Annotated in this window: 26 protein-coding genes and 1 tRNA gene; 13 read left to right on the forward strand and 14 right to left on the reverse strand. The window is 63.8% G+C overall.

Going from position 1 to position 24880, the window contains the following annotated elements; genetic code table 11:
- Positions 1-37: 37 nt before the first annotated feature.
- Positions 38-601 (forward strand): TIGR02281 family clan AA aspartic protease, encoded by a 564-nt coding sequence (locus LB559_RS25710; protein WP_024502797.1) that lies wholly within the window; start codon positions 38-40, stop codon positions 599-601.
- Positions 602-687: 86 nt separating this feature from the next.
- On the opposite strand, the gene deoA is transcribed toward LB559_RS25710, so the two are convergent.
- The 6 genes from deoA to LB559_RS25740 are packed head-to-tail and all read right to left on the reverse strand — an operon-like array spanning position 688 to position 6935.
- Positions 688-2007 (reverse strand): thymidine phosphorylase, encoded by a 1320-nt coding sequence (deoA, locus tag LB559_RS25715; RefSeq protein ID WP_224675271.1) that lies wholly within the window; start codon positions 2005-2007, stop codon positions 688-690.
- Positions 2007-2816: a purine-nucleoside phosphorylase gene (locus LB559_RS25720; RefSeq protein ID WP_064995584.1), complete on the reverse strand. Its 810-nt coding sequence runs from the start codon at positions 2814-2816 to the stop codon at positions 2007-2009. Before LB559_RS25720 ends, deoA begins: the two co-directional genes overlap by 1 nt.
- Positions 2817-2846: 30 nt before the next feature.
- The gene (gene cdd, locus LB559_RS25725; RefSeq protein WP_013529630.1) at positions 2847-3239 is read right to left on the reverse strand and encodes a cytidine deaminase; all 393 of its coding nucleotides are present in this window, start codon (positions 3237-3239) and stop codon (positions 2847-2849) included.
- 54 nt (positions 3240-3293) lie between these two features.
- Complete coding sequence (locus LB559_RS25730; RefSeq protein ID WP_013529631.1) at positions 3294-4265, reverse strand: ABC transporter permease; 972 nt, start codon at positions 4263-4265, stop codon at positions 3294-3296.
- 1 nt (position 4266) lies between these two features.
- Positions 4267-5406, reverse strand: a complete 1140-nt coding sequence (locus LB559_RS25735) for an ABC transporter permease (RefSeq protein WP_024502793.1) — start codon at positions 5404-5406, stop codon at positions 4267-4269.
- Positions 5403-6935: an ABC transporter ATP-binding protein gene (locus LB559_RS25740; RefSeq protein WP_224675272.1), complete on the reverse strand. Its 1533-nt coding sequence runs from the start codon at positions 6933-6935 to the stop codon at positions 5403-5405. Before LB559_RS25740 ends, LB559_RS25735 begins: the two co-directional genes overlap by 4 nt.
- 227 nt (positions 6936-7162) lie before the next feature.
- Here LB559_RS25740 and LB559_RS25745 point away from each other — a divergent pair, with 227 nt between their 5' ends.
- Both LB559_RS25745 and LB559_RS25750 read left to right on the forward strand, forming a co-directional pair.
- Positions 7163-7372 (forward strand): SlyX family protein, encoded by a 210-nt coding sequence (locus tag LB559_RS25745; protein WP_013529634.1) that lies wholly within the window; start codon positions 7163-7165, stop codon positions 7370-7372.
- 23 nt (positions 7373-7395) lie between these two features.
- A complete protein-coding gene (locus tag LB559_RS25750) occupies positions 7396-7791 on the forward strand; it encodes a hypothetical protein (protein ID WP_127368211.1) in 396 nt (131 codons plus the stop codon).
- Here LB559_RS25750 and LB559_RS25755 read toward each other — a convergent pair.
- The 5 genes from LB559_RS25755 to LB559_RS25775 all read right to left on the reverse strand — a co-directional run bounded on the left by LB559_RS25755 (position 7786) and on the right by LB559_RS25775 (position 11506).
- On the reverse strand, positions 7786-8247 hold the full coding sequence (locus LB559_RS25755; RefSeq protein WP_013529636.1) for a GNAT family N-acetyltransferase: 462 nt from the start codon (positions 8245-8247) through the stop codon (positions 7786-7788). The genes LB559_RS25750 and LB559_RS25755 overlap by 6 nt on opposite strands.
- A 115-nt stretch (positions 8248-8362) precedes the next feature.
- Positions 8363-9352, reverse strand: coding sequence for a BMP family protein (locus LB559_RS25760; protein ID WP_024502791.1), 990 nt, complete (start codon positions 9350-9352; stop codon positions 8363-8365).
- Between the two features lie 195 nt (positions 9353-9547).
- Complete coding sequence (msrA, locus tag LB559_RS25765) at positions 9548-10213, reverse strand: peptide-methionine (S)-S-oxide reductase MsrA (RefSeq protein ID WP_224675273.1); 666 nt, start codon at positions 10211-10213, stop codon at positions 9548-9550.
- A 32-nt stretch (positions 10214-10245) separates the two neighbouring features.
- Entirely contained in the window at positions 10246-10569 is a 324-nt protein-coding gene (locus LB559_RS25770) for a hypothetical protein (RefSeq protein ID WP_024502789.1), read from the reverse strand.
- Positions 10570-10801: 232 nt separating this feature from the next.
- On the reverse strand, positions 10802-11506 hold the full coding sequence (locus tag LB559_RS25775) for a hypothetical protein (protein WP_224675274.1): 705 nt from the start codon (positions 11504-11506) through the stop codon (positions 10802-10804).
- Positions 11507-11867: 361 nt separating this feature from the next.
- Here LB559_RS25775 and LB559_RS25780 point away from each other — a divergent pair.
- From LB559_RS25780 to LB559_RS25825, 10 genes are all read left to right on the forward strand, one after another.
- Positions 11868-11957 (forward strand) — tRNA-Ser (locus LB559_RS25780).
- 588 nt (positions 11958-12545) lie between these two features.
- Positions 12546-12791 carry a hypothetical protein gene (locus tag LB559_RS25785; protein WP_224675275.1) on the forward strand — a complete coding sequence of 82 codons (246 nt, stop codon included), beginning with the start codon at positions 12546-12548 and terminating at the stop codon, positions 12789-12791.
- A gap of 367 nt (positions 12792-13158) precedes the next feature.
- Positions 13159-13461 carry a DUF982 domain-containing protein gene (locus LB559_RS25790; protein ID WP_013529642.1) on the forward strand — a complete coding sequence of 101 codons (303 nt, stop codon included), beginning with the start codon at positions 13159-13161 and terminating at the stop codon, positions 13459-13461.
- A 449-nt stretch (positions 13462-13910) separates the two neighbouring features.
- Positions 13911-14000, forward strand: a complete 90-nt coding sequence (locus tag LB559_RS25795; RefSeq protein WP_032808122.1) for a K(+)-transporting ATPase subunit F — start codon at positions 13911-13913, stop codon at positions 13998-14000.
- 20 nt (positions 14001-14020) lie between these two features.
- Positions 14021-15724, forward strand: coding sequence for a potassium-transporting ATPase subunit KdpA (gene kdpA / locus LB559_RS25800; protein ID WP_224675276.1), 1704 nt, complete (start codon positions 14021-14023; stop codon positions 15722-15724).
- 25 nt (positions 15725-15749) lie between these two features.
- The gene (locus tag LB559_RS25805; protein ID WP_224621338.1) at positions 15750-15947 is read left to right on the forward strand and encodes a hypothetical protein; all 198 of its coding nucleotides are present in this window, start codon (positions 15750-15752) and stop codon (positions 15945-15947) included.
- The gene (gene kdpB, locus LB559_RS25810) at positions 15944-18037 is read left to right on the forward strand and encodes a potassium-transporting ATPase subunit KdpB (protein WP_027161361.1); all 2094 of its coding nucleotides are present in this window, start codon (positions 15944-15946) and stop codon (positions 18035-18037) included. Before LB559_RS25805 ends, kdpB begins: the two co-directional genes overlap by 4 nt.
- A gap of 74 nt (positions 18038-18111) precedes the next feature.
- Positions 18112-18678, forward strand: coding sequence for a potassium-transporting ATPase subunit KdpC (kdpC, locus tag LB559_RS25815; RefSeq protein WP_127365906.1), 567 nt, complete (start codon positions 18112-18114; stop codon positions 18676-18678).
- Positions 18679-18732: 54 nt separating this feature from the next.
- Entirely contained in the window at positions 18733-21462 is a 2730-nt protein-coding gene (locus LB559_RS25820) for a sensor histidine kinase (protein WP_224675277.1), read from the forward strand.
- Entirely contained in the window at positions 21459-22151 is a 693-nt protein-coding gene (locus LB559_RS25825; RefSeq protein ID WP_013529648.1) for a response regulator transcription factor, read from the forward strand. The genes LB559_RS25820 and LB559_RS25825 overlap by 4 nt, the downstream gene beginning before the upstream one ends.
- Positions 22152-22166: 15 nt before the next feature.
- On the opposite strand, the gene LB559_RS25830 is transcribed toward LB559_RS25825, so the two are convergent.
- From LB559_RS25830 to LB559_RS25840, 3 genes are all read right to left on the reverse strand, one after another.
- Positions 22167-23603 carry an MFS transporter gene (locus LB559_RS25830; protein WP_224675278.1) on the reverse strand — a complete coding sequence of 479 codons (1437 nt, stop codon included), beginning with the start codon at positions 23601-23603 and terminating at the stop codon, positions 22167-22169.
- 222 nt (positions 23604-23825) lie between these two features.
- On the reverse strand, positions 23826-24308 hold the full coding sequence (locus LB559_RS25835) for a DUF992 domain-containing protein (RefSeq protein WP_224675279.1): 483 nt from the start codon (positions 24306-24308) through the stop codon (positions 23826-23828).
- 91 nt (positions 24309-24399) lie between these two features.
- Entirely contained in the window at positions 24400-24876 is a 477-nt protein-coding gene (locus LB559_RS25840) for a DUF992 domain-containing protein (protein ID WP_024502781.1), read from the reverse strand.
- Positions 24877-24880 lie beyond the last annotated feature (4 nt).

A 24880-nucleotide genomic window follows, 5' to 3' on the forward strand; every position in this document is an offset into this window, starting at 1 on the left:
GTTCCCGATTTTCGGGGTCATGCGGCGAGGCCGATCCATGCTGCGCAAACTTCTGATCCTCGCCGTTTTCGCCGGTACATCGGCATCGATACCGATTGTGTATCAGTCGAATCCGCAACTCGTCGAAAACCTGCTGAGGTCGGCGGTGCCGGGCAAACAAGCGGTCGAAGCCCAGCCGAACGTCAACCTGGCATCGGTGCCCAACAAGCCCGCGGCACCGCTGCCGATGGGCCGCAAGGTCCTCGTCGCGGCAGACGAACGCGGGCATTTCTCGTCACCCTTCAAGCTCAACGGACGTCAGGTCGACGGCATGATCGACACCGGCGCCACATTGGTCGCCATCAACATTTCGACGGCACGCAGGATCGGCCTGTCGCTGAACGCTTCCGACTTCAACCGCGAGGTCAACACCGCCAACGGCACCATCAAGGCGGCCGTGGCCATGATCGACCGCCTGCAGATCGGCAGCATCACCGTCAATGACGTCCAGACCATCGTGCTCGACGACAGGGCGCTGCGCACCAATCTGATCGGCATGAGCTTCCTCAACCGGCTCGACAAATACCAGGTCGAGAACGGCACGCTGCTGCTCGTCCAGTAAGGCTATTCGTTTTCCCAAATTCCCAAGGGAAAGCGCTATGCGCTTTTTCCCGGGGAGAACCGTTTCACACTTTTCCTGGAATTGCTCTAGCCGCGCGGCAGAATCCGCCGGATGACCGACTTGTCGGCGGGCGGCTTCGAGGCGCCGACCATATAGGCCGAAAGCACGGCTGCCGCGGCGGCCTCGGCATCGGCCGATGAGCGGGCATGGATCAGCGCCAGCGGCTCGCCGATCCCAACCTCCGCACCGACCGGCAATAGTCTGGTGATGCCGACCGCAGGGTCGATCTGGCCGTCCGGCCGCGTGCGTCCACCTCCCAGGCCGACCACGGCGAGCCCGATATCGCGGGTGGCGATGCCGGTGACGAAGCCATTTGCGGTCGCCTTGACGGCAAGTTCGATCGCCGCCGCAGGCAGATATTTTTCCGGTTTCTCGATGAAATCGGCGGGGCCGCCAAGCGCGGCCACCATGCGTGCGAAAGTGGCGGCGGCGCGGCCGCTGGCGAGCGTCTCGGTGGCGCGCCGCATGCCATCCTGGTTGGACGACACCAGCCCGGCCGACTGCAGCATTTCGGCGGCCAGCGCCAGCGTCACATCTTCGAGCCGACGGTCACGATACCGGCCGGTGAGGAAATCGACGGCGTTGCGCACCTCGACTGCGTTGCCGGCGGCCGACGCCAGCGGCTCGTTCATGCCGGTGATCAACGCCGAGGCCTTCAGTCCGGCGCCGTTGGCGATCTCAACCAGGCTGTTGGCGAGTGCGGTGGCGTCGCGCGATTTTTCCATGAAGGCGCCGTTGCCGACCTTGACGTCGAGCACCAGCGATTGCAGCCCGGCCGCCAGCTTCTTCGACAGGATCGAAGCGGTGATCAGCGGCACCGATTCGACCGTGCCGGAGACGTCGCGGATCGCATAGAGTCGTCGATCGGCGGGTGCGAGGTCGGCGGTCTGGCCGATGATGGCACAGCCTGTTTCGAGCACCGCCTTGCGAAACAGCGCGACATCGGGCTGGCTGACGTAGCCGGGAATGGCATCCATCTTGTCCAGCGTACCGCCGGTGTGGCCAAGGCCACGGCCCGAGATCATCGGCACATAGGCGCCGCAGGCGGCGACGATCGGCGCCAGCATCAGCGAGACATTGTCACCGACGCCGCCGGTCGAATGCTTGTCGGTGACCGGACCTGGCAGGTCCGACCAGTCGAGCACATCGCCGGAATCGCGCATCGCCAGCGTCAGCGCCACGGCCTCGTCGCGGTTCATGCCGTTGAAGAACACCGCCATGGCGAAGGCGCCGGCCTGGCCGTCGGTAACGGCGCCTGACGTCACGCCCGCGACGAAGCCGGCGATCTCCTCCTCCGACAGCCTGAGGCCATCGCGCTTGCGGCGGATGATTTCCTGGGGAAGCATCAGATCTCCAGCAGTCCGTCGCGGAACACGCGCTGCAGGACCGTCGCCAGCCGCGCGCCGCCGACCGGCGCCATGTCCTTGGTCTCCTGGTGCGAAAGCTCGGCCCCGGTCATGCCGGCCGCCAGATTGGTGATGACCGAACAGGCGGCGACGCGCAGTCCGAGGAAGCGGGCGAGAATGACCTCCGGTACGGTCGACATGCCGACCGCATTGGCGCCCATGATGCGCGCCATGCGGATTTCGGCCGGCGTTTCGAAGCATGGGCCGGAGAACCACATATAGACGCCCTTGTGCAGGGTGGTGCCGGTCGCTTTTGCCGCCCGTTCGATGGCCTGGCGGATGCCGGCATCATAGGCTTCGGTCAGGCCGACGAAACGCCGGTCGCTTGGTTCGCCGATCAGCGGGTTGGTGCCCGAGAAATTGATGTGGTCCGATATCAGCATCACCGAGCCCGGCGGCATGTCCGGATCGACCGAGCCGGCGGCATTGGTGAGGATCAGTTTCGTGATGCCGATGCCGGCAAGCACTTCCAGCACCGGCCGCATCGCCGCGGCGTTGCCGTGCTCATAGTAATGGGCACGGCCCGACAGCAGCAGCACCGGCACGCCGGCAAACAGCCCTGCCACCACTTCGCCGGCGTGCCCGGTGACACCGCTTCTGGGAAAGCCGGGCAGGTCGGCATAGGAGATGCGGATCGGGTCCTCGATCTGGTCGACCAGACCGCCGAGGCCCGAGCCGAGCACCAGTGCCGTGGCCGGCGCCAGGCCGTCCAGCCTTTCGACGAGATGATCCAGGGCTTTTTCCGTCATCGTTGCCAGCTGTTCATTTGAGCCTGTTGCTCATTTCAAAATATCGCCGCGGAAGCCGTAAGGCAGCATGTCGCCCATGGTCACGGTTTCGGCCACACCCGCATTGTCGCAGAGATAGAGCTTTGTTTCCGGCCGGCAGAATTCGGCAAGCCGCTGGCGGCAGCCGCCGCAAGGCGAGCATTTGGCCATGCGTTCGGCTAGGACGGCGATTTCCACGATCTTGCCGCCGCCGCCCATAATGTAGTGGCCGAGCGCCGTGGTCTCGGCGCACCAGCCTTCCGGATAGGAGGCGACTTCGATGTTGGCGCCTGTAAAGACGCGCCCGTCCTCGGTGCGCAAGGCAGCGCCGACCGGAAACTTAGAATAGGGCGCGTAGGCCTTGGCCATGGCGGCTTTGGCGGCCTCGAACAGATCATGCGACATTCAGCGTTCTCTCCGTGATCGTGTTCAAAACCCGGCGCAAAGCCGACCCGTCGCTCAACGTTCCTTGACATAAGGCACGCCGCCGGCGCGTGGCGGGATTGCCTTGCCGATGAAGCCGGCGAGAAGGATGACGGTGAGGATGTAGGGCAACGCCTGCATGAACTGCGCCGGCACCTTGCCGATGATGGGCAGCGGGGATCCTTGCAGGCGGATCGACGCCGCGTCCAGGAAGCCAAACAGCAGGCAGGCGAACATGGCGTTGACCGGCTTCCACTTGGCGAAGATCAAGGCTGCCAGCGCGATATAGCCCTTGCCGGCAGTCATGTCCTTCACGAAGCCGCCATTTTGCACCATCGACAGGTAGGCGCCGGCAATGCCGGTGAGGATGCCGGTGCAGATCAGCGCCCGGTAGCGCAGCCAGGCGACCGAGATGCCGGCGGTGTCGACGGCGGCCGGGTTCTCGCCGACGGCGCGAAGGCGCAGGCCGAAGCGGGTGCGAAACAGCACCCACCAGGTGAACGGCACCATCAGGAAGGCAAGATAGACCAGGATCGAGTGGCCCGACAGGAGTTCGGCATAGATCGGTCCGATGATCGGCACGTCGCGGATGGCCTCGGCGCCCGGCAGGGTGATGGCCTCGAAGCGCTCGCCCGGTTGCAGCGCCGGCGTGCGCCCGCCCTGCTGGAACCAGGCCTGGCCGAGGATGATGGTCGAGCCGGCGGCGATGAAATTGATCGCCACGCCGGAGACGATCTGGTTGCCGCGATGAGTGATCGAGGCAAAGCCGTGGATCATGGCGAAGGCGACCGAGATCACGACCGCCATGCCGAGGCCGAGAAAGGCCGAATGGAACACGGAAGCTGCGGCCGCTCCGGCGAAGGCGCCGACAAGCATCTTGCCTTCGAGGCCGATGTCGAAGATGCCGGCGCGTTCCGAATAGAGCCCGGCGAGGCAAGCAAGCAGCAGCGGCACCGAGAGGCGGATGGTGGAGTCCAGTGTCTGGATGATCGCGTTGAACACATCCATCTCAGGCACCTTTCCCCTTGACCGCTTCCATGCCGACCGATCGCGGACTGAACGAGGCAAACAGCGCCTGGATGTAGGGCCGGAACATGTGCTCGAGGGCACCGGCAAACAGGATCACCAGGCCTTGAATGATGACGATCATGTCGCGGCTGATTGCCGGCATCTCGAAGGCGAGTTCGGCGCCGCCCTGGTAGAGCATGCCGAACAGGACCGCCGCCAATACGATGCCGACAGGGTGCAGGCGGCCCATCAGCGCCACGGCGATGCCGACGAAGCCGGCGCCGGAAACGAAGTCGATGGCGACATTGTGCTGATCGCCCATCACCGGATTGAGCGCCATCATGCCGGCCAGTGCGCCCGAGATCATCATGGCGGTGATGATGATGCGGGTTTCGGAAATGCCGGCATAGCGTGCCGCCTTCGGGCTGTGACCGTAGGTGCGCATCTCGTAGCCGAGCTTGGTGCGCCAGATCAGCAGCCAGACCAGGAAGGCCATGACCAGCGCCAGCAGGAAGGTGACGTTGAGCGGCGCCGAACGGATCTTGGCGCCGAACAGCTCGATGATCCAGTTGAGTTTGGGCAGTTCCGCGCCGGCGAGGAAGTTGCGCGTCTGCGGCGCTTGCGAGGCGGCTGGCTTCAACGGGCCGACCAGCAGGTAAACCATGATCGAGGCGGCGATGAAGTTGAACATGATGGTGGTGATGACGATGTGCGAGCCGCGCTTGGCCTGCAGATAGGCCGGGATAAGCGCCCACAATGCGCCCACCGCCGCCGCAGCAATGATCGCCAGCGGGAAGGTCAGCCACCACGGCAGTGTACTGTCGAAGCTCAGGCAGACGATGGCGATGCCAAGGCCGGCGATGTAGGCCTGCCCCTCGGTGCCGATGTTGAACAGGCCGCAATGCGCGGCCACCGCCACCGAAAGCCCGGTGAAGATGAAGGTGGTGGCATAAAACAGGGTGAAGGCGATGCCTGTGCCTTTGCCGAAGGCGCCTTCGACCAGGATGACGGCGGCGCGCAACGGATTCTCACCGACCAGAAGCACGACGAAGCCGGCGACGACGAAGGCGACGAACAGATTGATCAGCGGGATCAGGCCATAGTCGGCCCAGGCCGGCAGTTTGGCGTAAGGCGTGCTCATTGCGCGGCCTCCTGGTGCTCGATGCCGGCCATCAGCAGGCCGAGCTCGCCCTCGGTCGCTTCGGAGCCGCGCTCGCCGACGATGCGGCCGGCAAACATCACCAGGATACGGTCGGACAGCGAACGGATCTCGTCCAGCTCGACCGACACCACCAGCACCGCCTTGCCCTGATCGCGCATGGCGATCAGGCGCTTGTGGATGAACTCGATGGCGCCGACATCGACGCCGCGTGTCGGCTGGCCGACGATCAGCACGCCCGGGTCCTGTTCCATCTCCCGTGCCAGCACGATCTTCTGCTGGTTGCCGCCGGAGAAATTGGCGGTCTTCAGCCGGCAGTCGGCCGGGCGGATGTCGTATTTGGCGATCTTGTCCCTGGCATCGTTGCGGATGGCATCGATGTTGAGGAACGGCCCCTTCAAATAGCGGGGATCATCGTGATAGCCGAGGATCGAATTCTCGTTCTCCTCGAAGGCCAGCACCAGCCCGACGTGATGGCGGTCCTCCGGCACATGCGCCAGGCCACGGTCGCGCAACTCTCCGGGGTCGGCGGCACCGGTCAGGTCGATCGGCTTGCCATCCAGCATGACCGAGCCGGAAACGGCACGCCTGATGCCGGAAATCGCCTCGAGCAGTTCGGATTGTCCGTTGCCGGCGACACCGGCGATGCCGACGATCTCGCCGGCCCTGATATCGAAGGAGATGTCGTCGACCATGGTGACGCCGCGCGTATCCCTGACCGTCAGGTTCTTGACTGCGAGCTTGACGGCGCCGGCCTCTGCCTCGCCCTTCTCGACCCGCAAGAGCACGCGCCGGCCGACCATCAGCTCGGCCAGTTCCTCGACAGTCGTCTTCCTGGTCTCGCGCGTCGCCACCATCGTGCCCTGGCGCATGACCGACACCGTGTCGGTGATGGCCATGATCTCGCGCAATTTGTGGGTGATCAGCACCACCGTCTTGCCCTGGTCCTTCAACTGCCGAAGGATGCGGAACAGATGGTCGGCTTCGGCCGGCGTCAAAACGCCCGTCGGTTCGTCGAGGATCAGGATCTCGGCGCCGCGATAGAGCGCCTTCAGGATCTCGACACGCTGCTGCAGGCCGACCGGCAGTTCCTCGATGATTGCATCGGGATCGACTTCCAGCCCGTATTCACGCTCCAGCCGCTCCAGTTCGGAGCGCGCCTTGGCGATGCTCTTCTTCAAGAGCGCATCGCTTTCGGCGCCGAGGATGACGTTCTCCAGCACTGTGAAATTGTCGACCAGCATGAAGTGCTGATGCACCATGCCGATGCCGAGCGCGATGGCGTCATTGGGGGTCTTGATCGAAGCCGGCTGGCCGCCAACGCGGATCTCGCCGCTGTCGGCCTGGTAGAAGCCGTAGAGGATCGACATCAGCGTCGACTTGCCAGCGCCGTTCTCGCCGACAATGCCGTGGATCGTGCCGCGACCGATCTCAAGATTGATGTCCCGGTTGGCGCGCACCGCACCAAAACTCTTGTTGATGCCGATCAACTCGATTGCGGCTTGCGCCATGCAGCCTGTCCCACTCTTATTTTTTTATCGCTTGGTCAAAACGCCTAGCATGACGCTCCGCCCGTGCCAATTGGCGGAGCAGGTTCACTCTCGACAAATCCCGGTGCGCTTGTCAATTTGCAACGTGGCCGGGGCCTTCACATTCGCTAGTATGACGGAGCCGAAATTCGCATTGCGGCGCAAGACATCGCGGCGCAAGACATCGCGGTGAAGACTGGGGAATTCACATGACCATACCCGCCGACCGGCTGACGACGCTGGAAATCCGCGCCGCCGAGCAGGAGAAGACCATCGAGGAACTGTCCGGCCAGATCGCCGAGCAGTGGAAAGTGATCGAGCGCATGCAGCGCAAGCTCGACGCGCTGACGGATCGCTTCCTGGCGCTGGAGGAGCAGACGGGAGATGAAGTGCCTGTAACCAAGCCGCCGCACTGGTGAGGAAAAAGGGAAGGGCGCACGCCATGGCCAGTGAAAGCGATCGCATTGCACGGGCCAGCGACTATGTGCGTGGCCTGATGAACGATGCGGAGCGCGAACGGGCCGAACGTGATCTGGAGATCGACCCGGCCTTCCGCGACGAGGTCGTGCGACTTGCCGAGCGCATGCACGTCTTCGACCGTGCCGAACCGGGGGATGGCGAAGAGCGCTGGAAGCAGATCACGCAGCGCATTGGCGACCTGCCGCAGATGCGTAGTTCTGGCCTGAGCGACGCCAGGCCGCCAACCGTGATCCGAAGCCTGTCGCAGCGGCCATACGGCGTCGGCGTCCACGCGCTGGGCGGCCGGCGTGGATTTGTGGTTGCCGCCGGACTGATGGTGGCGTTCGCGCTCGGTTGTCTCGTCGCGAAGCTGCTATAGGCGAGGCCGGCGAGACATCAGAGCCATCGTCTCGCCGTCCGAACTGCATATCTCAACGATGTTCCAGCCGAGGGCCGCGTAGAAACCACGCGCATCCCATGTGTAGAGATAGAGCATCTCGACGCCCCGTGACGCCGCATGGGCTTCCGTTGCCTTGACCAGCGCGGTGGCGATGCCTTGGCGTCGATACCTTGCATCGACAACCAACCCGGCCAGCCATGGCGTCAGATCATGCGCGGGCTCCAATTCGTGGCGGACCAGCAGGCATGTCCCGACCGGGGTGTCGCCGATCCGGGCCACGAATGCCGCCTCGAAACCGTCACCGGCGATCAAGTCGCGAAGCCCTGCAGCATCTTCCCCGAGAGTCCTTCCGGTTCCCTCGAAAAAGGCAGACAGGCGCAGTTGCGCGACCGCTGCTACGTCGTGCTCGCCCATGGGTCCGATCGTCGGCTGCATCTGTATCTCGAAACGGTGTCCGGCACGGAGCGAAGGTTTCGCTCGATCCGGTAAAGGCAAAACCGCCGGGCTGGCGCCCGGCGGTTTGCAGATCATGGCTGTATGTTCGTGCCGCTCAATAGGGGCAGGCGTTGTCAGTCGTATAGTCGTGTACTTCGACCTTGCCGGCAATGATGTCGGCCTTGGCCTTTTCGACGGCCGCCTTCATCTCGTCCGTCACCAGCGCCTTGTTGTTGTCGTCCATGGCGTAGTCGACGCCGCCTTCCTTGAGGCCGAGATTCTCGACGCCGCCCTTGAAGGTGCCGTTCTTGCCGTCCATGAAGGCGGTGTAGACGGCGACGTCGACGCGCTTCAGCATCGAGGTCAGCACCTTGCCGGGCTGCAGGCCGTTCTGGTTGGAATCGACGCCGATGCCGAGCTTGCCGGCATCTGCCGCCGCCTGCAGCACGCCGACGCCGGTGCCGCCTGCCGCGGCATAGACCACGTCGGAGCCCTGGTCGATCTGCGTCTTGGCGATCTCGCCGCCCTTGGCCGGATCGTTCCAGGCAGCCGGCGTGTCACCCGTCATGTTCTGGATGACATCGGTCGCGCCGGCCGATTTGGCACCGCCGACATAGCCGCATTCGAACTTGCGGATCAGCGGGATGTCCATGCCGCCGACGAAGGAGACCTTCTTCGACTTCGAGGCCATCGCCGCCATGATGCCGACGAGATAGGAGCCTTCGTTTTCCTTGAATACCAGCGAGCGGACATTGGGCATGTCGACGGCGTCGTCGATGATGGCGAAGTTGAGATCGGGATATTCGGCCGCGACCTTCTTCAGTGCATCCTCCCAGGCGAAGCCGGCCATGACGATCGGGTTGTGGCCGTCCTCGGCGAAGCGGCGCAGCGCCTGCTCACGCTGTGAGGCGTTGGAGACCTCGAATTCGACGTAGGCCGTGCCGGTTTCCGTCTTGAATTTCTCGGCGCCGTGATAGGCAGCCTCGTTGAAGGATTTATCGAATTTGCCGCCGAGATCATAGAGGATGGCCGGCTGGACATCCGCGGCGAAAGCCGGAAGAACCATTGCGGTTGCGGCCAGGAGGCCGAGAACGATACGTTTCATGTGATCCACACCCTGTCGGTTATTTTTTCCGTTACGCACCGCATGCCGGCCCGGTTCTCCGGCAGGCATGCGACGTCAGCCAGGAGTGTATTCCCTCCCGCTCGGCGGCAATCTGGCATGGCCCGAAACAAAATTCACGCGGAATTTTGACCTTTTGGAAAAGCTTGGTGCGGGCAAGCCGCACCGCAGCTTGTGTCAGGCGGAGGCGGCGGCAGGGATGGCGCAAGCGACACCGGTGCCTTTGAGGTTGCAGGTGCCGTAAGGGTTCTTTGCCAGATATTGCTGGTGATCGGCTTCGGCGAAGTAGAATTCGGCCGCCGGGGCGATCTCGGTGGTGATCCTGCCGTGGCCGGCACCGCGCAGCGAGGTCTCATACGCATCGCGCGAGGCGCGCGCCGCCAACAGTTGCGCCTCGTCGCTCGTGTAGATCGCGGAGCGATAGGCGGTGCCGACATCATTGCCCTGGCGCATGCCCTGCGTGGGATCGTGGCTTTCCCAGAACAGCTTCAGAAGCCCAGCATAGGAGACGATCCCGGGGTCATGGACCACCAGCACCGCTTCGGCATGACCGGTTAGCCCGGTGCAGGTCTCCTGATAGGTCGGATTGGGCGTGAAGCCGCCGGCATAGCCGGCCGCGGTGACCCAGACGCCTTCGATCTGCCAGAACAGCCGCTCCGCAGCCCAGAAGCAGCCGAGCCCGAACATGGCCGTCTCCAGCCCCTCGGGATAAGGACCCTTGAGCGGTCTTTTCAAGACCTTGTGCCTGGATGCGGTCGGGATCGCCCTGGCGCGGCCCGGCAGGGCCTCGGAGGGCTTCGGCAGATTGAGCTTCTTGTTCAGCATGTCGCTGAGAAAGAACATGCGCGGGTTTCCCTCTCTTCGCGGAAAGCGGATCAGTTTGCGACGAACTGTCCGGCGCGACGTTGCCGCCTGTAGCCTATCGCATAGAGCAGGAAAGCCAGCACCGCGAACACGGCGAAGCCCGGCTGGTTCAGCACCCAGGCGATGGCGCCATCCCACAGCAGCGGGCTGGTCTTGGTTCGGATGAAGGTCTCGAAGGCGGCCCGCGTGTCGGGCGAGACCGCCAGCCAACTGCTGTTGAGCGGGGTCAGCACCAGCACGGAGGCCGCCACTGTGCGTGTCGCGTCGAGCACCGCCATGATGACGGAAATCGACAGCGCGATCATTGCAGCAAGACGAAAGACGAAGCGAAACATCAGAACCCTCCTCCGGGCTGGTCCTCTGCCGAGGGGCTTTTCAGAGATAGAATGCGCATGGCTGGATCGCAATCGCCATACGCGAATTTGCAGACTCCAAACTCAGGTCAACGGAGGGCCGGACGACAGATGACCCGCCGCACAGGCGGGTTTTTGCGTTTGGTGGCCGCAAACCGACTTGCCGGCGAAGTCTTCAAAGACCGTGTGAACCCGGATTTGTTGCCCGCGCGAATTATGCGGCCGGCTTCCTTTTGTGCCGGTGGACACGCCAGACAGCAAAAACGCCGCCGCCGATGGCGCCGATCACCAGACCGGCCAGGCCGGTGAACACGGCGAAATAGCCGCAGGCGCCCTCGAAACAGCTCATCTCGGTGGCATCGGCGATCACCGAGCCGATGGCGAATCCGCCCACGGCGCCGATGACCGCGCCCAGGACGATGCCGAGCAGCGCGGCGATGACCGAGACGAAGGCCGATGGGCTCTCGGTTTTCGGATTGACATAAACGGCATCGGCTTCGGATCCATGGCGCAACAGATAGATGCAGAGCGCGCCGATGGCGATTTCGGTGCCGGTGATGACAAGCGCCTGGCCCGAGAAGACGAATCCCGGCACCGTAGGGGCATAGGCATGGATGACCAGCAGCCCGACGATTATGGCAATCTGCCAGATCGTGAACTGGCGCGGGAAGCGGGCCGAGCGGCCGAAGGCGAGGCCGAGCAGGTAAAGCCCCCATAGGATGGTGACGATGTCGACGACGAGCCCGCCATAGATAAGGTAAAGCACGCTGTCTGGCAGGCCGGTGGCGCCGACCGCGGGCCAGACGGAGATCAGGCCGTAGACCGACCACGCCATGACGAAGACAAGCCAGCCCACCGGCACGAAGGACAGCCCGCTGTCCGGCCGCCTGACTGGCGTCTGTCCATTGCTCGATGTCATCTCCGCACAATGCCCCCGCAAAGCCTCGGCACCCGACAGGCAACTCCGGGGGAAGTCAAGGGCGGCCGTCCCTGCGGTCCTGCCTGTGCACACCATTGCAGCGGCGGCGCCCGCAAAAACGGGCATGCCGGCGGCCTCGTGAAACACTGTGTGGCCGGCAAAGCGAATAGACTGCCGTTATGGCTTGGCATTCGCCGTCGGATCGACTAGATGAGCCCCGCGCCTGTTGCTTCGACGGCTCAGGTGCAGGGGAAGGCGTTTGCTGGTTGGCGACGCCGATGGCGAAAGTTTCGTCTTGCCCCAAGGGAGGTGCATCTCCCCAACCCGCGCGGCAAAACCGGCCGACGCGACATGCATGGACGGAGAGGTGGCCGAGTGGTTGAAGGCGCACGCCTGGAAAGTGTGTTTACGGGAGACCGTAACGCGGGTTCGAATCCCGCTCTCTCCGCCATCCTGCTTCGCTCTACGAACTTCGCAGGACAAGCCCGAGCCTCTGCGCGAAGCAGGGCGGTAAACATCCCGCCGCGCTCTGCCCTTGAAACCTGCCAATCACAGGAGATGGCATGCCGAACGATGTAATCGTGCGCGACAGCAATGGCGCTCAATTGCCTTGGCAGATCGGTTGCCTGGCGGCTTAGACCAATAACTTAGACCAATCTGGCATCATTCCTCAAGCGGCCTTCCGCACGTCCTCCACGGTACCACTGCAGGGCCTGCCACGGTCATCCTCAAGCAACCGCACCGCCTCGGCGTAGGCTTCACCTTCGCCACAGTATTCCTTGACGTGCTCAATGTGCCCTTCATCCACTCGGCCACGTCGGCTTCAAGGGTGCTGTAGTTGATGCTCATCGGTCCCGCTCCTGTTGCGACGCGTCATCGCGGTCCCAGTGGGGTAGAAGACCGCACGACAATCCGTCAAAATCAAATAAATTCAATGCATTAGCGGAACTGTTCCCTTGGCGGAACTATCCCGTGATCGGGTCGATCTATTGCCCTCGTTTTCAATTTCCAGCATTCTGCGCCAAACCGGGAGGGATGGATGCGTTCCATGTTCATAGCCGCGCTTAGCTTGGCCCTTGTCGGGTGCAACAACACGACGTCGTCAGGGCAGTGGCGTGAGGTTCAGGCCACAACAAAAAACAGCCGTTTCGAGAGGGCCAAGGCAATTTGCAATGGTCGCGCAGGCGAAACGCAGGTGATGGCGGGACGGCTGTGGATTGCCGGGGCGATGGCATCGAACAGCACATTCAAAGCCTGCATGGCGGAACAGGGGTTCGTACAATAAAGGGCCCCGCCTCCGACACGCCTCTTGGGGCGATGTATCGGGAGCGGGAAAGGCGTCAGTCGGTGAAGGCTTTGCCGGCCTTCCGGGCCGCCGCTATGAAGGCGTGAGCCTCAGGGCGGCAAGCGATCTCGATGGCTCCTTCGGGATTTTGGAGAGCCTGCCGTCGCCAAGTGGAAGCGGAGCCGTTGAGCGTCCGGCACATGATCGTTGCGCTGCGAAATTGATAATTTCGCCGACCAGACACAATCAAAAACCGCCAAGACCCAAGTCTGGAACCTCCGGCCTCATTGCGCGTTTCAGGGCGTCCCGTTCGCGGATCCGCCCGGATATCTCTCCAAGCGCGCAAAAAAAACCAGGAGCCCGCTTCATGCACGACAAGCTGTTTCATTCCCCGGTCGCACTCTCGGTCGGCCTTGGCTTCAAACGCGAGATTGCGTCGCTGGCCGAAATGCACGACTTCCTCACCAATTGGACGACCTCCCGCCGCGGCCCGCTCTACCGCAACGCGGTGGAAGCATGTGAACTCGCCATCCCAGGCTATGTGACCATCGAGCAGGCCCGCCACGCGCTCGTCCAGTTTGCGCAAGCTTCTTGTATCCTGTGGCCGGACCTCGAGCCGGTGGCGGGCGTGCACGCGGTTGCGCGTGGCTATGGCGGCTACGCCGCCTGAAGATCGATACCCTCCGTGGCGGCTAAAGCCACACCACCATAGAAGGCCCGGCTGGCCCCAGCCGGGCTTTCCCGTTTCCGGCAGCTCGCAAGCAAATCGCAATCCTGTGGCTGGCCGCCTGCCTTGCGCGACAATCCCTGCGTGGAGTGTTGGGAAGAGCCCGCGCAAAAATCTTTATGAAATTCCTATTTCTTTCCACTGCGCCCCGTCTCGAACCTTTATGGCGATCGGGTCCATATTCCCTTCAGAAAACACATTCGGTTTCGTCGCCAAAGATGCAACGGGACAATTTCGAGATATTGCGAAATCTCCTGTCAATTCGCAAAGTACAAAAGAACAAAAGGAATAACACAATGGATATATCCGTTATCGGGATCGGAATTTTGTTCTTCACCCTTTGTTTCGCCTACATCAAAGCTTGCGACGCGCTCTAGAGCGAGGCTGAGAAAATGATCGTCGACTATATCCTCGGTGGCGGCGTGACGCTGTTCCTGCTCGCCTACCTGACCTACGCGCTCGTTCGTCCAGAACGCTTCTGAAGGCACGGAAAGCCACAGCCATGACACTGAACGGTTGGATACAGATCCTGGTCTATTGCGGGATCGTGATATTGCTGGTGAAGCCGCTCGGCGGCTACATGCACCGCGTCTTCGACGGCGACCGGACGCTGCTCTCGCCCCTCTTCGGCCCGCTCGAGCGCGGGCTGTACCGTGTTTGCGGAACCAGCGAACGGGAGGAACAGCACTGGACCACCTACGCGGTCGCCCTGCTGCTCTTCAACCTCGCCGGCTTCCTGGTGCTCTACGCCCTGCAGCGCCTGCAGGGCAGCCTGCCCTACAACCCGGCCGGCATGACAGCGGTCGAGCCTGGGCTCGCCTTCAACACCGCCGCCAGCTTCATGACCAACACCAACTGGCAGAACTATGGTGGCGAGAGCACGATGTCCTATCTCGTGCAGATGGCCGGGCTGACGGTGCAGAACTTCGTTTCGGCGGCCACGGGCATTGCCATCGCCATCGCGCTGATCCGCGGCTTTGCCCGGGCTTCGGGCAAGTCGATCGGCAATTTCTGGGTCGATATGACCCGCTCCACACTCTATTTGCTGCTGCCGTTCTGCGTCGTGCTGACGCTGGCCTATGTCTGGCTCGGCATGCCGCAGACGCTGGGCGCCTATGTCAACGCCACGACGCTCGAAGGCGCGCAGCAGACCATCGCCGTCGGCCCGGTCGCTTCGCAGGTGGCCATCAAGATGCTCGGCACCAATGGCGGCGGCTTCTTCAACGCCAATGCCGCGCACCCGTTCGAGAACCCCGACGCGATCTCCAACCTGATCCAGATGGTGTCGATCTTCGCCATCGGCGCCGCCTTGACCAATGTCTTCGGCCGCATGATCGGCAACCAGCGCCAGGGCTGGGCGATCCTCTCGGCCATGGGCGTCATGTTCATCGCCGGTGTCGCCATCTGCTACTGGGCGGAAGCCGCCGGCAACCCGCTGGTGCATGCGCTGGGCATCGACGGCGGCAACATGGAGGGCAAGGAGACACGTTTCGGCATCGCCTTGTCGGCGCTGTTTGCCGTCATTACCACGGCCGCTTCCTGCGGCGCTGTCAACGCCATGCACGGCTCGTTCACGGCGCTCGGCGGCATGATCCCGATCATCAACATGCAGCTTGGCGAAGTCATCGTCGGCGGTGTGGGCGCGGGCCTCTACGGCATCCTGATGTACATCGTCGTCGCCGTCTTCGTCGCCGGCCTGATGGTCGGTCGCACGCCCGAATATCTCGGCAAGAAGATCGAGGCCAAGGAGGTCAAGATGGCGATGCTGGCCATATTGTGCCTGCCGCTGGCGATGCTGATCTTCACGGCCATCGCCGTCGTGCTGCCGACCGGCGTGGCGTCGATGGGCAATGCCGGCCCGCACGGCTTCTCCGAGGTCCTCTATGCCTACACGTCGGCGGCGGCCAACAACGGTTCGGCCTTTGGCGGCCTCAGCGGCAACACGCCCTGGTACAACATCACCATCGGCATCGGCATGCTGATGGGCCGCTTCCTGGTCATCATCCCGGCGCTGGCCATTGCCGGCTCGCTGGTGGCGAAGAAAACGGTTCCGGCCTCCGCCGGCACCTTCCCGACCGACGGCCCGCTGTTCGTCGGGCTGCTGATCGGCGTCATCCTGATCGTCGGTGGCCTCACCTTCTTCCCCGCGCTCGCCGTCGGGCCGATCATCGAGCACCTGGCGATGGCTCACGGGCAGACCTTCTGAGGCCGCCATGTCGTGGTTCAATGCCATGCGCCGCAAGGTCGCCCACAGGGACGATCACGGAAAGGAGGAGGGACCTCCTCCTTTCCCGACCCTGTCGACGTTTCTCGGCCTTGCGGCAGTCATGCTCGTCCTCTGGCTGCTGGCCTACGGGCCGCCCCATCTCTTTTCGGCATCCGATCATCCGGTGCCGTCCAACAACACCGAAGCCGGAGCTTCAAAATGAGCAACTCGAAATCAGCCAGCATCATGGATGCCAGCATCCTGCTTCCCGCCATCGGCGGCGCCTTCCGCAAGCTCGACCCGCGCACGCTGGCCAGGAACCCGGTGATGTTCGTCGTTGCCGTCGTCTCGGCGCTCACCACCGTGCTGTTCGTCAAGGACCTGGTCTCCGGCGGCGGCAATCTCGGCTTCACGCTGCAGATCATCATCTGGCTTTGGTTCACCGTGCTGTTCGCCAACTTCGCCGAAGCGGTCGCAGAAGGCCGCGGCAAGGCGCAGGCGGATTCGCTGCGCAAGGCACGCACCGAGACCAAGGCCAAGCTTTTAACCGGTGAAGACCGCACCAAATACAAACTTGTGCCCGGCACCAGCCTCAAGGTCGGCGATGCCGTGCTGGTCGAGGCCGGCGACATCATCCCGTCCGACGGCGAAGTGATCGAAGGCGTCGCTTCGGTCAACGAGGCCGCGATCACGGGCGAATCCGCGCCGGTGATCCGCGAATCCGGCGGCGATCGTTCGGCGGTCACCGGCGGCACGCAGGTGCTGTCCGACTGGGTTCGCGTGCGCATCACGGCGGCTTCCGGCCACACCTTCCTCGACCGCATGATCTCGCTGGTCGAAGGTGCGGAGCGCCAGAAGACGCCGAACGAGATCGCGCTCAACATCCTGCTCGTCGGCATGACGCTGATCTTCGTGCTGGCCACCGCGACGATCCCGAGTTTTGCTTCCTATTCGGGCGGCTACATTTCGGTGACCGTTCTGGTGGCGCTGTTCGTCACCTTGATCCCGACCACGATCGGGGCGCTGCTTTCGGCCATCGGCATCGCCGGGATGGACCGCCTGGTGCGATTCAACGTGCTGGCCATGTCGGGTCGCGCCGTGGAAGCCGCAGGCGACGTCGACACGCTGCTGCTCGACAAGACCGGCACGATCACGCTCGGCAACCGCCAGGCGACGCAGTTCCGCCCGGTCAAGGGCGTCACCGAACAGGAACTGGCCGACGCGGCCCAGCTTGCCTCGCTCGCCGACGAAACGCCGGAAGGCCGTTCCATCGTCGTGCTGGCCAAGGAGAAATACGCCATCCGCGCCCGCGACATGGCAACGCTGCACGCCACCTTCGTGCCCTTCACAGCACAGACCCGTATGAGCGGCGTCGACATCGATGGTTCGTCGGTGCGCAAGGGCGCCGTGGATTCCGTGCTTGCCCATGTCAACCAATCGACGGTCGCAGCCCATGCCACGCGGCCCGGCAGCGATACCGTCAGGGATCTCCAGGCCATCGCCGACGAGATCGCCAAGTCCGGCGGCACGCCGCTGGCGGTCGAACGCGACGGCCGCCTGCTCGGCGTCATCCACCTCAAGGACATCGTCAAGGGCGGTATCAGGGAGCGCTTCACCGAACTGCGCCGCATGGGAATCCGCACGGTGATGATCACCGGCGACAACCCGATGACGGCGGCGGCCATCGCTGCGGAAGCCGGCGTCGACGACTTCCTCGCCCAGGCCACACCGGAGGACAAGCTGAAGCTGATCCGCGACGAACAGGCCAAGGGCAAGCTGGTGGCCATGTGCGGCGACGGCACCAACGATGCGCCAGCCCTCGCGCAAGCCGATGTCGGCGTCGCCATGAACACCGGCACGGTTGCCGCCCGCGAGGCCGGCAACATGATCGATCTCGACAGCGATCCGACCAAGCTCATCGAGATCGTCGAGATCGGCAAGGCGCTCTTGATGACGCGGGGCTCGCTGACGACCTTCTCGATCGCCAACGACGTCGCCAAGTATTTCGCCATCATCCCGGCGATGTTCGCTGTCTTCTACGTCGCACCGGGACAGACGACCGGTCCGCTGCAGGCACTCAACGTCATGCATCTGGCGACGCCACAGAGTGCCATCCTGTCGGCCATCATCTTCAACGCGCTGATCATCATCGCGCTGATCCCGCTGTCGCTGAAGGGCGTCAAATATCGGGCCATCGGCGCCGGCGCGCTGCTCAGCCGCAATCTTCTCGTCTACGGCCTCGGCGGCCTCATCGTGCCTTTCGTCGGCATCAAGGCGATCGACATGATCGTCACCGCGCTTGGCCTCGCTTAACTCTTTGTTTTAACGCAATTCCCTAGGGAAAACCGCTTCACACTTTTCCTGGAATTGCTTTGAGGAACATCTCCATGCTCACCCAGATAAGACCCGCGATCATCATGATCGTCTTCTTCACGGTCCTGACCGGCCTGATCTATCCCCTGGGCATGACCGGCATCGCCCAGGCGCTGTTTCCGCGGCAGGCCAATGGCAGCCTGGTCGAGAGGGACGGCAAGATCATCGGCTCCGAATTGATCGGCCAGGGGTTTGCCAGCGACAAGTATTTCCACGGCCGCCCCTCGGCTGCCGGCGACGGCTACAATGCAGCCGCCTCGAGCGGCAGCAATCTCGGTCCGACCAATCCCAAGCTGATCGATCGTATCAAGGGCGAGGCCGAGAAGTTGAAAGCGGAAAAGCCGAACCAGCCTGTGCCGATGGACCTGGTGACGACGTCCGGCAGTGGCCTCGATCCCGACATCAGCCCGGAAGCCGCCTACTTCCAGGTCGCTCGGGTGGCCAAGGCCAGGGGCATCGAGGAAGCCAGGGTCAAGGCGCTTGTCGATGCCCAAGTCGAGGGCAGGGAACTCGGCTTCATGGGTGAGCCTGTGGTCAATGTGCTTGGCCTCAACCTTGCGCTGGACGTAGCGAAAGAGTGAATGGCGGCGGCCGGGGATCGACAGTACCCCCGGCGCCATCCATGATCGATCCCGATGCCTGACGACAGAAGCAGCGACACCAGACCCTCGCCCGACGCACTGCTTGACCATGCCGAGCGGGAGGGTCGCGGCCGCCTGAGAATTTTCCTCGGCGCGGCACCGGGCGTCGGCAAAACCTATGAGATGCTGATGTCGGGCCGCGCCAGGCTGGCCGACGGCGTGGATGTGGTGATCGGCGTCGTCGAGACGCATGGCCGCAAGGAGACGCTGGCCCTGGTCGAGGGCTATGAGGTCATTCCCCGCCGCAAGGTCGACTACAAAGGGCGCATCCTCGACGAGATGGATATCGATGCCATCCTCGCCCGGCGCCCGGCGCTGGTTCTTGTCGACGAACTCGCCCACACCAATGCGCCCGGCAGCCGCCATCCCAAGCGCTATCTCGATGTCCAGGAGATCCTGACGCACGGCATCGACGTCTATACGACGCTCAACATCCAGCATGTCGAAAGCCTGAACGACGTCGTCGCCCAGATCACCAAGGTCAGGGTTCGCGAGACGGTTCCCGATTCCATCATCGACCAGGCCGACGATGTCGAGATCATCGATCTCACCCCCGACGACCTGATCAAGCGGCTCGAGGAAGGCAAGGTCTATTTCCCCAATACCGCGCAGCGCGCAATCGAGAACTATTTCTCGCCGGGCAACCTGACGGCGCTCAGGGAACTGGCGCTGCGCCGCACCGCGCAGCGTGTCGACGACCAGTTGCTCATCCATATGCAGGCGCACGCCATTCCCGGACCGTGGGCGGCAGGCGAAAGGGTCCTCGTCTGCCTCGACGCGCGACCTGGAGGAGCGGCCCGCGTGCGCTATGCGCGCAGGCTGGCCGACCGGCTGCGTGCGCCGTGGACGGCGCTGCACGTCGACAGCACGCGCTCGGCCAGCATGCCTGAGGATGACAAGGACCGGCTGGCGACGAACCTGCGCCTTGCCCAGCAGCTTGGCGCCGAGGTGACGACCATTCCGGGTCAGAATGTGGCGCAGGACATCGTGCGTTATGCGACGGCGAACAATTTTACCCATATCGTCGTCGGCAGGCCGACCCGGTCGCGCTGGCGCGAATTGATCGAAGGCTCGCTCACCTATGACCTCATCCGCAATGCCGGCGATATCAGCGTCCATGTCATTTCGGGAAGCGAACGCGGCACCGAGGCGGCGTCGCGGAGCGTCAAGGCGGCCGACGAGCAGTGGCAGTTCGAAATCTGGCCCTATCTCAAGTCGACGGCCTTTGTCATCGGCTCGCTCGCCTTCGCCGTCCTTCTCGATCAGTTTCTCGACGTTCGCAATCTGGCGATCATTCTGCTCATCGGGGTGCTGGCATCGGCGGTGACCGGCGGCCTGTGGCCGGCTCTGTATGCTTGTTTCGTCAGCGCCCTTGCTTTCAATTATTTCTTCCTGGAGCCGCGCTATACGCTGACGATCAGGGATCCGGAGAGCATCGTCGCGCTTGGCGTCTTTCTCGTCGTTGCGGTCATTGCCAGCAATCTGACGGCGCGCGTGCAGCGCCAGGCGGTCGCCGCCCGCTCGCGGGCGCGGGCGACGGAGGATATCTACCTCTTTTCGAAGAAGCTCGCCGGCGCCGGGACGCTGGACGACGTCCTCTGGGCCACGGCCTTCCAGATCGCCTCGATGCTGAAGTTGCGCGTGGTGCTGCTTTTGCCGGAAGACGGGACGATCACCGTCAAGGCCGGCTATCCGCCTGACGACACGCTGGCCGAAGCCGACATCGCCGCCGCCCGCTGGGCCTGGGAGCATAATCGTGCCGCGGGTCGCGGCGCCGACACGCTTCCGGGCGCCAAGCGCCTCTATCTGCCCTTGCGGACCGGGCGCACGGCCATCGGCGTCGTCGGCCTCGACAACGACAAGCAGGGACCGTTGCTGACGCCCGAGCAGCAGCGGCTTCTCGACGCACTGGCCGACCAGGCGGCGGTCGCCATCGAGCGTATCCAACTGGTCGCCGACGTCGACCGGGCCAAGCTCGCCGCCGAGGCGGACAGGCTGCGCTCGGCGCTGCTCACCTCCATTTCCCATGATCTGAAGACGCCGCTCGCCGCCATCATGGGCGCCGCCGGCACGCTGCGGGATTTTTCAGCAGCACTTCCCGAACCGGATCGGGCCGAACTGCTGTCGACGGTGCTCGACGAATCCGAGCGGTTGAACCGCTTCATCGCCAATCTGCTCGACATGACCAAGATCGAGTCCGGCGCGATGGAGCCGAACTACGCCTTTCACTATGTCGGCGACATCGTCGGCTCTGCCCTGCAAAGGGCCAGGAAAATCATCGGCGAGCACAAGATCGAGACGGACATCCCCAGGGATTTGCCGATGTTGAAGGTCGACCCGGTGCTGTTCGAGCAAGCGTTGTTCAATCTTCTCGACAATGCGGCGAAATATGCCCCGGCCGGCTCGACGATCCGCGTCCAGGGCTGGACCGACAATGGCTCCGTCCTGCTGCAGATCATGGATGAAGGGCCGGGCATTCCTCCCGGCGATCTGGAACGGATTTTCGACACCTTCTACCGGGTGCGCAAGCGCGATCAGATCCGCGCCGGCACCGGGCTCGGCCTGTCGATCTGCCGCGGCTTCATCGAGGCGATGGGTGGCACGATCACGGCGGCAAACCGGACCGACGGTTCGGGCGCGGTCTTCACCATCAAAATGCCCAAGCCGGCAAATCCGCCCAATTTCGACGCTTCGAATACCGACGATGTGGGTGACCTGGCATGACAAACTCGAACGTCAGGATACTGGTCGTCGATGACGAGCCGCCGATCCGCAAGCTGCTGCGCGTCGGCCTCGGCAGCCAGGGCTACGCGATCAGCGAGGCGCCGAATGCCAGGGCGGCCATCGAGCTGATGGAGGCGGAGAAGCCGGACCTCGTCTTGCTCGACCTTGGCCTGCCCGGCATGAGCGGCCATGAGTTGCTGCGCAAATGGCGCGACGACGGCCTCGACATTCCGGTGGTCATCCTGTCCAGCCGGACCGACGAGGCCGGTATCGTCCAGGCCCTGGAGCTCGGCGCCGACGACTATGTCACCAAACCCTTCGGCATGAACGAACTGGTCGCACGCATCCGCGTGGCGCTCCGCCACAAGTTCCAGCAACAGGGCGAGAAGCCGATTTTCCAGACCGGCGATCTCAGCGTCGATCTGGTCAAGCGCATCGTCAAGGTCGAGGGCAAGGAGGTAAAGCTGTCGCCGAAGGAATACGACATCCTGCGCATGCTGGTGCAGCACGCCGGCAAGGTGCTGACCCACCATTTCCTGTTGAAGCAGGTCTGGGGCGACTCGACCGACGTGCAGTATCTCAGGGTCTATGTGCGGCAGCTCAGGCAGAAGATCGAGAAGAGCCCCGATCAGCCGCGCTACATCACCACCGAGACCGGCGTCGGCTACCGCCTGCGCGAGGTCGAATGAGCGGGTTGGGCGCTTCTAGCCAGTAGCTTCCAGCTGCTGGCCAAGCGGCTTGGAAACCCGCAAGGCCGCCAGGCAGCCGACAATGCCGAGCGGGATGAAGGCAAGAAACAGCCAGGACGCGACATTCGCCGCCGCGTCGTGGTTCAAACCTTGCGAAAAGCCGCTGGCATTGGCGACGATGCCGGCAAGGGCTGCACCCACGGCGTAGCCGATGCGCTGCATGGTCGGCACCGCCGCCGAGGCGATGGTCTGCTCGCTCTTCGGGGCGGAGGCGACGATGACGCGTGTCAGGAACGGCCAGGCGATGCCGAAGCCGCCGCCTTGCAACAGGGCACAGATCAGGATGAGCGGGATGGAGCCCAGGGGTATCGTGTAGGCAAAGCCGGCGATGCCGGCCGCGATCATCACCGCGCCGCCGATGATGATCAGCCGCTCGCGCCGCGGGGGCGCGTTGGCGACCAGGATCGACAGGATCGACCAGGCGATCGATTCGGCGGCGATGATGTAGCCGGTGGTCAGCAGCGGAATGTCGTGAAGGCTGGTCAGCAGCAGCGGCCCGTAGACGCCGAAGGAACAGGTGGCCACCGAAAAGGCGGCAACCATGGTCATGCCGGCGCCGACCGGCGTGCGCCATGAGAACAGCCGCGCCGGGAACAGCCGCGAAAGCGGCTTCAGCGCGTCGATGGTGAAGAACAGCAGCAGGCCGATGAGGCCGAAGGCCATCAGCAGCGAAGAGCGTAGCAAGGCGATGTCGACGCCGGCCGAGGCGATCAGCACCACGGCAACGGTAAGGCAGGCAAGGGCCGCGAACGGGAAGGGCGGCGCCCCGCCTGCGCTCGCCTTCGGCCTCGTCGCCTCCGGCGTGTCGAGCACGATGAAACTTGCCAGCGCCATGGCTGCGCCGCCGAGGGTGAAGATGCCGAAGGCCCAGCGCCATGACAAAAGCTCGGTCATGATCGCGCCGAGCAATGGTCCGCTGAAGGCGGCGACGCCCCAGATCGCCGACATGATGCCGAAAAGCTGCGGCCAGATGGCGCGCGAGAACAGTCGTTCGACCGAGACGAAGGCCAGCGACACCAGCGCACCGCCGCCAAGTCCTTCGATCAGGCGGCCGGCGAGGAACAGTTGCATGGAAGGCGAGGTGGCGCAGATCAGGGCGCCTGCTGCGTAGAGCAGGGCTGCGACCACCATGTTGGTGCGCAAGGGGACATAACTCACCAGCCGTCCGGCGGCCGCGCCGGCAACGATGGCACCGAGTTCGTAGATCGCCAGCGACCAGCCGACGAGCTGCACGCCCGCCAGTTCGCCGACCATGGCCGGCATCACCGTTGCCACCATCGTCTCGTTGGTGGCGTGCAACAGGATGCCGAGGCTGATGAAGCAGAAGCGCGCCAGGTCGCCGCTTGCCCATAATCCGCGCCAGTCGACCTTGTTTGTGCTGATCCCGGTCATTTCCACCCCTGTCTTGCATATCTCGACGCCAGCGCAGGACGCCAGAAGCCAGTACGGCTTTCCGGCAGGACCATGCGGTTCGACAGCGCCGGATCGGGCGCCGCATCGAGGCGTTGTTGCGTTCGGGGCAGGCTTGTAAAACCTCAACCGGGGTTGAGCTCAAGCGGTTTTTTGAGGACCGTTCGCGCGGCAGCCTTTCCGATTGGCGGGTTCGTTGCGCGATCAGTTCTCGGTGCTGCGCAGCTGGAACTGGCTGACGCCGATCGCGAGGTTCATGCCGGTCTGCGTCTGCAAGCTGAGCGGCTGCAAGGTGAAGGCCTGAGCGGAGCCGCCGACCAGGAGATTGGCGCCGGCGCCGACGGCGGCCGTCACCTCGGCGCTGGCGCCGATGTAGTCGCCGGCCAGCGCACCCGGCGCGTAGATGTTCTTCAGCGGCGTCAGCACGATCCACTGCATGACCGTCTGCTTCGTCGTGCCGATGTCGAGGCCGTATTTGTTGACGGCGCCGAAATAGGCTTCCGACGCGAAGCTCTTGTCGGCGGGGTTGAAGGTGCAGCTCAGATCCTTGCTCGAGCCGAAGATGAAGCCGGTGCCGCCGCCAATGGCACAGTCAAGCGTACCGAGCTCTATGCCTCGGTCCTGCGCCTGCGCTGCTCCGGCAAACACGGTAGCGAATATGGCAGCAGCAATGGCTGTCTTCAGCATGATGGTCCCCTCAAAAATCAACGGCGCGGAACCATCCTATCTGGTTCCGCGCCGCGGGGTGAGGGGTCATGGAGCGCACGGCTCCATGCGATCACTTGAATGAATGGATCAGCTGGAGCGAGGTCACGGCCACGGCAAGGTTGACGCCGGTCTGCGCCTGGACGCTGAGCGGCTCCAGCATGAAGGCGCTGTCCAAGCCGCCAACCAGCAGATTGGCGCCGCCGCCGGTCACCACGCTCGCCTCGGCGTTGACGCCGTAATAGCTGCCGGCGAGATCGCCTCCGTCACGGTCCCGGGTCGCAGCCAGCACGGCCCAAACGAGCTGGCCCTGATGCGTCTGGCCGACATCGAGGCCGATCTTGGAGATGACGCCTGTGTAAACCTCGGACGGCCCGTGATGATGAGGCCGGAAGACACAGGACACGCCCTTGTTGGAAGCGACGATATAAGCGGTGCCGCCGTCGATGGTGCAATCGAGCGTGCCGAGTTGCAGCTTGCCGGCGCTGGCTGGAGCCACCGCGAACATCGTCGTGGCGAGGGCAGCGGCGCAGGCGAGTTTCTTGATCATGGGA

It is taken from the genome of Mesorhizobium sp. BR1-1-3, assembly GCF_020165455.1.
GTDB lineage: Bacteria > Pseudomonadota > Alphaproteobacteria > Rhizobiales > Rhizobiaceae > Mesorhizobium > Mesorhizobium ciceri.